Here is a 10,009-nt window from a genome sequence, read left to right on the forward strand (position 1 = left end):
GAATTTCTTTGACTGACACTCCGCTATCGCGAGCAGGCTCACTCCTACATAGGGAATTGCGGTGTATTCAGAACAGCGCCAGCAGATTCGAGCCGAGAAACAGCTGGTCGATCCAGAACACCTGATGCAACACCACAATCACCCAGAACAGAATCTGAAACGACACCTTGCGCGTCTTGTGCCGGAACACCTGCTGGGCGATCAACGCGCCCGGCCAGCCGCCAGCCAGTTCCACTGCATGCAGGATGTTCTCCGGCGTGCGCCAGGCATCGGTGCGCGCCTTGCGCTTGTCGGCCCAGTACATGAAGAACGCCAGCACGCTGACAACCCCATAGACTGCCAGCGGCACCAGCGAAATCCCGCGCAGCCACATCGAAACGGAGCCGAACAGCGGCAACGCGCAGACGATCAGCAGAACCAGCAGTTTCAGCTTGAGGTTCTGGATGTGGTTGCCGCCCGAAGGTCGCCCTTCAGGCCGGCGTGCGCGGGAATCACTCATGGCTTGGCTGCCGCCCAATCGATCCAGCCAAACTGCCACGTCGCCAGAATCACCAGACCAAACACAATCCGATACCAGGCGAACGCCGCATAGCTGTGGCTGGCGATGAACTTGAGCAAGCCGCGCACGGCGATCATGGCGAAGATGAACGCGGTGACGAAACCGATGGCGAACACCGGGAAGTCCGCTGGCACAAACAGGTCGCGATACTTGTAGCCCGAGTAAACCGCTGCACCGACCATAGTCGGCATGGCCAGAAAAAACGAGAACTCGGTAGCGGTCTTGCGCGACAGGCCGAACAGCAAGCCGCCAATGATCGTCGAGCCGGAACGCGAGGTGCCGGGGATCATCGCCAGACACTGGGCGAAGCCGACCTTCAAGGCGTCTTTCCAGGTGATCTCGTCGACCGTTTCCGCATGTACTTCATGCTCACGCTTCTCCGCCCACAACATGATGATGCCGCCCACCACCAGCGCGGCTGCGACGGTAATCGGGTTGAACAGGTATTCGTGGATCAGGTCGGCAAAGATCACGCCCAGCACCACCGCGGGCAGAAACGCGATCAGCAGGTTGGCGGTGAAACGACGTGCGCTCGGCTGGGTCGGCAAACCGATGACCACATCGAAAATCTTGCGTCGAAACTCCCAGACCACCGCGAGGATCGCGCCGAGCTGGATGATGATATTGAACGCCATGGCCCGTTCGCCGCCGAATTCGAGCAAGTCGGCAACAATGATCTGGTGTCCGGTACTGGAAATGGGCAAAAACTCCGTCAGCCCTTCTACAACTCCTAGTATCAGTGCCTGCAAGGCCGTCCAAAGATCCATCAATCCCCCAAAGAGCGATGCGCGCTGGCATGCCCCGATAGTATTTTTTTACGTTCACTGCGATCAGCGTAGCTGGTTGTGGCTGTACCGATTCCGCGCGCACAGGATCCACACGAAACGGTCAAAATTCCGTGAAATATCAATTTGGATTCAGGTTTTCACGCGCGGGGCCGAAATCCTAACAGACAAGCCTTAATAGCGCTGCCGCGTTATACGACTTGGGTCGCGTATGCCCACCCGCGTAATCGTGGTTGGATGCTGGCGGTCGTTTATTACAAGAAAAAGAATCCGGAGTGACAGCGTTATGAACAGCTTGCGCAGTGTGTCGATCAGCCGACGCTTGTGGCTCATCTTGATTGTGGCGGTGGTCATGTTGCTGACCTTGGGCGTGTTGATGCTCAAGCAGATCCACGACGATCTCTACCATGCCAAAGCCCAGAAAACCCAACACGTGGTGCAGACCGCCAGCGGCCTGCTGACCTATTACCACGACCTCGCAACCGCCGGCACGCTGACTAAAGAGGCCGCGCAGAAACAGGCGCTGACGGCGATTCGTGGCTTGCGTTACGACCAGAGCGATTATTTCTGGATCAACGACCTCACGCCCGTGATGGTCATGCACCCGACCAACCCGAAACTGGAAGGCCAGAACCTCTCGGCGATCCGCGATCCGGACGGTTTTGCGGTGTTCAACGAAATGGTTGCCATCGCCAAGGCCAAAGGCGCCGGCATGGTCGACTATCGTTGGCCAAAACCGGGCGCCAGTGAGCCGGTGGCCAAGACTTCTTACGTCAAACTGTTCGAACCGTGGGGCTGGGTACTCGGCTCCGGGGTTTACGTCGACGACGTCCAGGCCGAATTCCAGGGCCAAATGATCAAGGCTTCGGTCATCGGCTTGGCGATTGCCATGATCATGGCGCTGCTGGTGATCCTGATCGCGCGCAGCATCGTCCGCCCGCTGCAGGAAACCGTGAACGCCATGGCCAACATTGCCAGCGGCGAAAGCGACCTGACGCGCAGCCTCGATACCCACGGCAAGGATGAAGTCACCGAGCTCGCGCATCACTTCAACGCCTTTACCGCCAAGCTGCGGCGGGTGATCGGTGAACTGCAGGTGTCGGCCAGTGCGCTCGGCCAATCGTCGAGCGAACTGGGCAACGATGCCTCCCAGGCCCAGCAACGCAGCCAGCAGCAATCGCAGCAGATGGAACTGGTGGCCACGGCGATCAACGAAGTGACCTATGGCGTGCAGGACGTGGCGAAGAACGCCGAGCACGCCGCCGCCGAAATGCGCGATGCCGAAGCGCAGGCGCAACAGGGCCAGATCAACATCGATGGCAGCTTGCAGCAGATCGACAAGCTGTCCGGCACCATTGATCAAGCGGTTGAAGTGATTCGCACCCTGGCCACCGAAAGCACGCAGATCGGCAGCGTATTGGAAGTGATCCGCTCGATTGCCGAGCAGACCAACCTGCTCGCGCTCAACGCCGCGATCGAAGCAGCCCGGGCCGGTGAGCAAGGTCGCGGCTTTGCCGTGGTGGCGGACGAAGTGCGCTTGTTGGCGCAGCGGACGCAGAAATCGACTGCGGAAATCCAGTCGATGATCGAACGCTTGCAGAACCATTCCGAAGCCGCCGTGAAGGTGATCGGCGACAGCAGCAAAGCGTCGCAATTGACCATCGAGCAAGCGGGACTGGCCGGGGCGAGTCTGAATGCCATTGGCCAGGCGTTGCGCAATCTCAACGGCCTGAATGCGTCGATTGCCAGCGCTACGTTGCAACAGGCGCATGTGGTCGAGGACATCAATCAGAACGTCACTCAAGCGGCCGGCCTGTCGCACAGCACGGCCATCGCTGCCGAGCAATCAAGTGCCGCCAGCCTGCGCCTTGGTCAATTGAGCGAACAACTCAACGCCCTCCTGCGCCAGTTCCGCGTCTAACCCGTGTAACTCTGGTGAGCCCACCCCTCACCCCAGCCCTCTCCCGGAGGGAGAGGGGGCTGACCGAGGTGTCTCAAGCTATACGTCGACCTGAACAATCGAGTCGATTATGGATTCAACGCAGAAAGATCAGGTCGGCGTATCTCGAACATCCAACTCGGTCAGTCCCCTCTCCCTCCGGGAGAGGGTTAGGGTGAGGGGTTTGGCCCAATGCAGTACAATCCGCCCCCTCCTCAATTTCCCCCAAGGAACCTACATGTCCGGGCTCGAACTGTTTGCCGCCGCACTCGGTGTGATCGCCGTATGGCTGACGGTCAAACAGAATCCGTGGTGCTGGCCGATCGGCCTGGTCATGGTCTTGCTCTACAGCTGGATCTTCTTTGAAGTGAAGCTGTACTCGGACATGTTGCTGCAAGTGATCTACGCCGCGTTGCAAGTCTATGGCTGGTGGCAATGGACCCGCGCCGGGACGATGCATGACGGCCGGGAGGTCACTCGCCTTGATCGCCGCTCGTTGTTGCTCGGCCTAAGCGTGGGCGCCGTCGGCAGTGTCTTGCTGGGCGCGGCCATGGCCCACTGGACCGACGCCGCGCAACCGTGGCTCGATGCCGCGCTGACCGGTTTCAGCCTGGTTGCGCAACTGTGGATGGCGCAGAAGCGGCTGCAATGCTGGGCGTTGTGGTTTGTGCTCGATGTGATCTTTGTCGGCTTGTTCATCTATAAGGGGTTGTACCTGACCGCCGCGCTGTACGGTCTGTTTACCCTGCTGGCGGTGCAAGGCTATCGCGAATGGCGCGCCGACCCGGCGTTGCGCCCATGAAGGTCGTGGTCCTGACCGGGCCCGAATCCACCGGCAAGAGCTGGCTGGCAGCGGGCCTGCAACAACGCTTTGGCGGTTTGCGCGTGGATGAATACGTGCGTCGGTTTATCGAACTCAATCCCCGCGATACGTGCCTTGCGGACATCCCTGATATCGCTCGGGGCCAACTGCAATGGGAAGATGAAGCGCGGGCGCAACAGCCTGCGCTGCTGATCCTCGACACCCATTTGCTGAGCAACATGCTGTGGAGCCATACCCTGTTTGCCGACTGTCCGGGCTGGCTGGAAACCGAGCTGTTGGCACGGCATTACGACCTGCACCTTCTTTTGTCCCCGGAACAGGTCGACTGGACCGATGACGGTCAGCGCTGCCAACCGGATCTGGACGAGCGTCTGGCGTTTTACCAGTCCACGCAGAACTGGCTGGAAAACCACCATCAGCGCTTTCTGATCATTCAAGGCAATTGGGCCGAACGCCAACTGCAGGCCTTTGCCGCTGTCGAGCAATTACTGGCCGAGTGACCCGATCAATGGGTCACCTTCCCCGGCACTTTCCCCTGTTCTGGGGACAAAGTGTCCGATTCTGAAACACTCGTTGACGTGCAGAGTGCCCGTTTCAACACTGTTCACGACTTTGTCATCCGAGTTGTTACGCGGTTGAAACACATCGTCGCAAACCCTTGTTCCAGAGCTTTGTTCAGCCAATAGACAGCTCAGCGCGCCGGTCGGTGTTTCAACGCTGAAACAGCTTGTGTTTCAGCTGTGCGTGTTTATTTGCCAACTCATTGAAACTCAAAAACATTTAAAAAGCGGCACAGCTTTCGCTCTCTCCTTCACAACGCTGACTAGGGCCAGCCCACTGAAGAAGGAATTGCAGCCGTGGGGAATATCCAAAAAGGTTTGACCTGCCTTCTGCTGATCGGATCAGCAGCCAGTACGCTGATCAGCTTCAACGTGCAGGCGGAAGGCAACGGCGTGATCGTCCTCAACCGCGATGTTCAGCCTATTCCGATCGGTCGCAACGGTGGCAAAGACCCCTACCCGACCACCGTCAATGCCAACCCGTCCGCACGCATCAACTCCACCATGAACAGCACCGAATTGAGCGACGGCGACTTCGCCGGTGTCGCCAGCGGCAGCGCGTTCCGCACCGTCAACAATGTCCAGGCCGGCGCCAATCTGCCGGGCCTCAATACCGTCACCAATCCCAACGGCATGCCCGGCATGAGCGCAGGACACGGCGGCGGTTCCGGCGGTGCGATTTCCGGCACGATCAACCGCGCCATGAGTTCCGGCCTTGCCCCTCTGACCCGCATGGCCGGAGGCCAATGAAATGAATCGTTCACTCCTTCTGCTTGCCCTGCTCGGTTGCACCACTGCCATGGCTGCTGATCCTGGTTCAGTGAACAAGGCCAACATTCAAGATTCCGGGGTGCAGTACCGCGGCAACTTCAACGTCAACCAGGCGGCTGGCGATCAAATGCAACAGACCAACGTCAAGGCAGTGGCAATCGGCACCGAATCCCACGCCAGTACCAGCGTCATGCAGAAAATCGACACACCGGCCTCGCGCTCCATCGACGCCAGCGCATCCATTGGCGGCACCTCTTTCAGTAATGGCAACGGCATCCTCGGTGTGAACCAGGGCGCCGGGGCCAACAACCAGATGGCCAACGTCACGCGCGTCAGCATCAGTGCTGCCCCGCAGAGCGTTGACGACAGTGCCCTTTCGCAACAGAACGTGGCGCTTTTACCGAGCTCAGGAGCAACTGGTACCTCACCCGGCAGTCGCCAGGTCACGACAAGTGATCAGGCCTTCACCGGCAGCCGCGGGGTAATCCAGGTGAACCAGAGTGCCGGGGTGGGGAACCGAATGGCTAACACCCTGAGCATCCGGGTCGCTGACTGACCCAAACAACAAAAGCAGTGCAATTAGAAAGTACCAACACTTAACCAACTAATAAGCACGATGGAGAAACACCATGAAACCTACAATGGCTCTCAAACCACTGGTTTTCGCACTTGCAGCAGTGATGGCAATCGCAGCACAGGCAGGCGGTCGTGATGACGATCATGGTAATGGCCACGGCAACGGGCACGGTAACGGCCATGGTAATAACCAGCCTAAAGGCCCTTCCCTGGAACAACTTCTGCAAATCACCGCCGGCGCCGGGGCTGCAGTACTCGACGAACAAAACAGTGACGGCAACGTGGTGAAAAACCAGGGCACCCTCAACAACGCCAACGCCAGCGACTCGCTCAATGGCTCCAACGGCAACATGGGCGCCAACGTAGCAGCCGGCGACGGCAACCAACAAGACAACGCCGCCGCCCTGGCGACTGCCGACGAAAGCTTCATCTTCGGCACAGCTGTTGCTGCCTCGAGTGCAACTCAAGTCAACAACAACAACTACGTGAAAAACTCGTCCACCTTCAATAACGCCACGCTCAACAATGCAGGCAACAATGGTTCCGGCAACATCGGCATCAACGTCACTGCCGGCAACTTCAACCAGCAGAAAAACAACCTGGCGATCGCCGTATCCGGTGGCCGTGTAGCCACTGCCGCCGCAGCCGCCAATCAGTCCTCCACCGGCCTGGTTGTAGACAACAAAGGCGTGCAGACCTACAAAACCGACACCCTCACCGGCACCTACGCGGCCGCTGGCGTGTTCAAAGCCAAAGGCACTGCAACCATCGAAGATGATGACCACCACGGCGGTTATGGCAATCGTGGCGGCGGCCACGGTGGCAACGATGACCAGAAAGCCAAATTCGAAGCCGTCGGTACTTTTGGCCTCGCTGGCGTAACCACCCAACAAGTGATGACCAAAGATGGCTGGAAAGCCCCTGTCGTCAACAATGCCAACATGACCAACTCGATGAACAACTTCTCCGGCAACGGCGGAGCCAACGTCTCGTCTGGTGTGGGCAACCAACAAAGCAACTCGCTGTCCATCGCTGCTGGCTGCAGAGCCTGCCTGTAATCGCGATCGAAACGAAAGCCCCGGAAACGGGGCTTTTCCTCAGTCCGCAAAGGCGTATCGATCATGCGTAAGACTGCCCTCTTCACTCTGCTTTTCGTCTGTGGCCTGACTCAGGCCGGTCAGATGCCCGTCGCTGCCCTGCCGGGTGGCACGCTCGTCTACAAAAACGTGCAGAGCATCCGTGAGCGCAAGTTTGCCGACATCGTCGAACAGAAAACCGATTTCAGCTGCGGCGCCGCTGCACTGGCAACGGTATTACGCCAGGCCTATTGGCTCGACGTCGATGAGGAGCACATCATCAAAGGCATGCTGGTCAACGCTGACCAGGACCTTGTTCGTACTCAAGGGTTTTCCATGCTCGACATGAAGCGCTACATAGAAAGCATCGGCATGCGCGCCAGGGGTTACAAGATTCCACCGGAAAAGCTCGAAGCGGTAACCATCCCGGTGGTGGTACTGATGGAAATTCGCGGCTACAAGCATTTCGTCGTGTTGCAGCGTTCGGACAAGGATTGGGTTTACATCGGAGACCCGGTTCTCGGCCATAAACGCTACAAACATGATGACTTTGTCAAAGGTTGGAACGGCATTGTCTTCGCGATCGTCGGTCCCGGATATGACAAGGCCAACGCCTTGCGCAGCCCTCCGGTGCCCTTGACGGCCAAGAACACACTCGACGGTTTCAACCCGGTCAAAGATGCTGAATTGATGGATTTCGGGTTCATTCAGAGCGACTTCTTTTAATCGCCGATTATAGAAAATGGGACTGGATGTCCCGGGAGCAGCAGATGAAAACCTCATACTGGCTGGCCGCCGCCTGCCTGGCAGCGAGTGCGTCAGGCTATGCCAATGCAGGATTCAAACCCATAGAAATCAAGGACCAGGAGCTCGCCGAGCTGCGTGGTCGGTATGTCATGCCGGGGCGAATTATCAGCTTCGGCATTGTCATGAGCAGTACCTGGCGCAACGCCAGCGGAGATCTGATCGGGGCGTCTGCATCCATGCAGGTGCAACAGGCCACAATCAAACCAGAATTCTACGTTTCGACCATCAAGGAGATGGGCAACGGCAATACGCCGGAACTGGGCACCGGATCGATTATCGGCGGTGCCGGCCTTAACTCATCGTCGGGCGTGACCCAGAGCGTACGCGCGGCGGGTGACGGCAACACGGCGAACAACAATGTCGCCATCAACGTCAAGGAAGCCAATCAGGCGCCAGCACTCGCCCCCGTACAGGGCCAGGCCCTGATGGCCGGCCAGACCATTTCCGGCAGCAATGCCGCCGGCAATGTCGCGGTGTCGGCAACCGGTACGGGTGGCGTGCAAATGGCGATTCAAGCCAGTGGCAATCAAGGTACGGCGCTGCAACAGGTAGCTTCGAGCGGTCTGCTGCAGAACACCCGTCTGCTCGGCAGTGCCAATGTGGTCAACAACCTGACTCAACTTAACGTCGTACTCAATAATAACGGCAGAAGCGCCGGTGCACTGGATTGCAACCTGACTCAACTCGGGGCCCTACGCAGTATTGGATATTGAACTACGCTGAGTCTCGATCATTGGGCTTAAAGGGACGGCTTATTCATGTATCGATCAGTATCACTGCGCGCCGCAGTGTGTTTGAGCACTCTTCTCCCTGCGGCGATGCTGCAAGCAGCACCGGATGCAGATGTAGCGGCCCTGAAACAGGAACTTCTGGAGCTGAAACAACGATACGAAGTGCAACAAAAGGCCCTGGCGGTTCTCGAACAACGAGTCCGCCAGGTTGAAGAACAACCCGCCGCCCCACAACCAAAACGGCTGGCAAAATCGCCGTCGGACATGAAAGGCAACCGCGTCGCCACCGGCACCGGTGCGGCAGCCGCATCAGGAGGCGCCGCCGGGGGCAGTGGCGCTTCTTACGGGCAATCGCTGGCTGACGATTCACAACCGGCGCAGAGCGTTTCCAACCTGTACGACGAGGCCAGCGGCTTCTTCGGCGGCGGCAAGTTCAGCGTCGAAACCGGCATCACCTATTCGCGCTATGACACCCGTCAGCTGATTCTCAATGGCTTCCTGGCGCTCGACTCGATCTTTCTCGGCAACATCAACCTCGACCGGATCAAGGCCGACACCTGGACCCTCGACCTGACGGGCCGCTACAACTTCGACAACCGCTGGCAGTTCGATCTGAACGTGCCCGTGGTGTATCGCGAATCGACTTATCAGTCGGGTGGCGGCAATGAGGGCGCGGCGGGTGTCACTACAGAAGAAACCGTCACCAAGGATCCCACCATTGGCGACGTCAACTTCGGCATCGCTTACAAGTTCCTCGACGAGTCGGTCAATACGCCGGACGCGGTGGTCACCCTGCGGGTCAAGGCGCCAACCGGCAAGGATCCGTTCGGGATCAAACTGCGCCAGACCGATGCCAACTCCAATCTGTTTGTGCCTGACACCCTGCCCACCGGCAACGGCGTCTGGTCGATCACGCCGGGCATTTCGCTGGTCAAGACGTTCGACCCGGCGGTGCTGTTCGGCAGCTTGTCCTACACCCACAACCTGGAGGAGTCGTTCGACGACATCAGCTCGACGGTCAACCAGAAAAACCCGGGCAAGGTAAAGATCGGCGACAGCTTCCAGATCGGCGCCGGTATTGCGTTTGCGCTGAACGAGAAGATGAGTATGTCGTTCTCGGTGTCTGACCTGGTGCAACGCAAGAGCAAGTTGAAACAGGATGGTGGGGATTGGGAGTCGGTGGTGTCCAGCGACGCCAACGCCGGTTACTTCAACGTCGGCATGACCATTGCGGCCACCGACAACCTGACCATTGTGCCCAACCTGTCCATCGGCATGACCGACGATGCCCCGGACTTTTCCTTCAGCCTGAAATTCCCGTACTACTTCTAAGCAAAAGCAAAAGATCGCAGCCTTCGGCAGCTCCTACAGGGATTACCCAA

General features: G+C 58.5%; 11 protein-coding genes. 9 read left to right on the forward strand and 2 right to left on the reverse strand.

Annotation, left to right across the window (positions count from 1 at the left end):
- Positions 1-67: 67 nt before the first annotated feature.
- Both ACW9IR_RS26625 and ACW9IR_RS26630 read right to left on the reverse strand, forming a co-directional pair.
- Entirely contained in the window at positions 68-499 is a 432-nt protein-coding gene (locus ACW9IR_RS26625; RefSeq protein WP_457465613.1) for a DUF1294 domain-containing protein, read from the reverse strand.
- Positions 496-1,326 carry an undecaprenyl-diphosphate phosphatase gene (locus tag ACW9IR_RS26630; protein ID WP_212621991.1) on the reverse strand — a complete coding sequence of 277 codons (831 nt, stop codon included), beginning with the start codon at positions 1,324-1,326 and terminating at the stop codon, positions 496-498. The genes ACW9IR_RS26625 and ACW9IR_RS26630 overlap by 4 nt, the downstream gene beginning before the upstream one ends.
- A gap of 304 nt (positions 1,327-1,630) precedes the next feature.
- Here ACW9IR_RS26630 and ACW9IR_RS26635 point away from each other — a divergent pair, with 304 nt between their 5' ends.
- The 9 genes from ACW9IR_RS26635 to ACW9IR_RS26675 all read left to right on the forward strand — a co-directional run bounded on the left by ACW9IR_RS26635 (position 1,631) and on the right by ACW9IR_RS26675 (position 9,959).
- Positions 1,631-3,265, forward strand: coding sequence for a methyl-accepting chemotaxis protein (locus ACW9IR_RS26635; protein WP_457465616.1), 1,635 nt, complete (start codon positions 1,631-1,633; stop codon positions 3,263-3,265).
- 256 nt (positions 3,266-3,521) lie between these two features.
- Positions 3,522-4,085 (forward strand): nicotinamide riboside transporter PnuC, encoded by a 564-nt coding sequence (gene pnuC, locus ACW9IR_RS26640; protein WP_457465618.1) that lies wholly within the window; start codon positions 3,522-3,524, stop codon positions 4,083-4,085.
- On the forward strand, positions 4,082-4,606 hold the full coding sequence (locus tag ACW9IR_RS26645) for an AAA family ATPase (protein ID WP_102900998.1): 525 nt from the start codon (positions 4,082-4,084) through the stop codon (positions 4,604-4,606). Before pnuC ends, ACW9IR_RS26645 begins: the two co-directional genes overlap by 4 nt.
- A gap of 357 nt (positions 4,607-4,963) precedes the next feature.
- Entirely contained in the window at positions 4,964-5,416 is a 453-nt protein-coding gene (locus ACW9IR_RS26650; protein ID WP_102900996.1) for a hypothetical protein, read from the forward strand.
- A 1-nt stretch (position 5,417) separates the two neighbouring features.
- Positions 5,418-5,993: an adhesin gene (locus ACW9IR_RS26655; protein WP_102900995.1), complete on the forward strand. Its 576-nt coding sequence runs from the start codon at positions 5,418-5,420 to the stop codon at positions 5,991-5,993.
- 73 nt (positions 5,994-6,066) lie between these two features.
- Entirely contained in the window at positions 6,067-7,071 is a 1,005-nt protein-coding gene (locus tag ACW9IR_RS26660; protein ID WP_102900993.1) for a heme utilization protein, read from the forward strand.
- Between the two features lie 63 nt (positions 7,072-7,134).
- Positions 7,135-7,815 carry a C39 family peptidase gene (locus tag ACW9IR_RS26665; RefSeq protein WP_102900992.1) on the forward strand — a complete coding sequence of 227 codons (681 nt, stop codon included), beginning with the start codon at positions 7,135-7,137 and terminating at the stop codon, positions 7,813-7,815.
- Positions 7,816-7,859: 44 nt separating this feature from the next.
- Positions 7,860-8,609 carry a hypothetical protein gene (locus ACW9IR_RS26670; protein WP_102900991.1) on the forward strand — a complete coding sequence of 250 codons (750 nt, stop codon included), beginning with the start codon at positions 7,860-7,862 and terminating at the stop codon, positions 8,607-8,609.
- A gap of 45 nt (positions 8,610-8,654) precedes the next feature.
- Positions 8,655-9,959, forward strand: a complete 1,305-nt coding sequence (locus ACW9IR_RS26675; RefSeq protein ID WP_150708582.1) for a transporter — start codon at positions 8,655-8,657, stop codon at positions 9,957-9,959.
- Positions 9,960-10,009: the final 50 nt, after the last annotated feature.

The organism is Pseudomonas sp. SDT291_1_S447 (genome assembly GCF_054070155.1).

What these genes read in the sequence shown, in the direction of transcription:
- ACW9IR_RS26635 (WP_457465616.1), top strand. Translation starts at nt 1,631, where the DNA reads ATGAACAGCTTGCGCAGTGTGTCGATCAGCCGACGCTTGTGGCTCATC.
- ACW9IR_RS26630 (WP_212621991.1), bottom strand. Translation starts at nt 1,326, where the DNA reads ATGGATCTTTGGACGGCCTTGCAGGCACTGATACTAGGAGTTGTAGAA.
- ACW9IR_RS26655 (WP_102900995.1), top strand. Translation starts at nt 5,418, where the DNA reads ATGAATCGTTCACTCCTTCTGCTTGCCCTGCTCGGTTGCACCACTGCC.
- ACW9IR_RS26645 (WP_102900998.1), top strand. Translation starts at nt 4,082, where the DNA reads ATGAAGGTCGTGGTCCTGACCGGGCCCGAATCCACCGGCAAGAGCTGG.
- ACW9IR_RS26670 (WP_102900991.1), top strand. Translation starts at nt 7,860, where the DNA reads ATGAAAACCTCATACTGGCTGGCCGCCGCCTGCCTGGCAGCGAGTGCG.
- pnuC (WP_457465618.1), top strand. Translation starts at nt 3,522, where the DNA reads ATGTCCGGGCTCGAACTGTTTGCCGCCGCACTCGGTGTGATCGCCGTA.
- ACW9IR_RS26675 (WP_150708582.1), top strand. Translation starts at nt 8,655, where the DNA reads ATGTATCGATCAGTATCACTGCGCGCCGCAGTGTGTTTGAGCACTCTT.
- ACW9IR_RS26625 (WP_457465613.1), bottom strand. Translation starts at nt 499, where the DNA reads ATGAGTGATTCCCGCGCACGCCGGCCTGAAGGGCGACCTTCGGGCGGC.
- ACW9IR_RS26665 (WP_102900992.1), top strand. Translation starts at nt 7,135, where the DNA reads ATGCGTAAGACTGCCCTCTTCACTCTGCTTTTCGTCTGTGGCCTGACT.
- ACW9IR_RS26660 (WP_102900993.1), top strand. Translation starts at nt 6,067, where the DNA reads ATGAAACCTACAATGGCTCTCAAACCACTGGTTTTCGCACTTGCAGCA.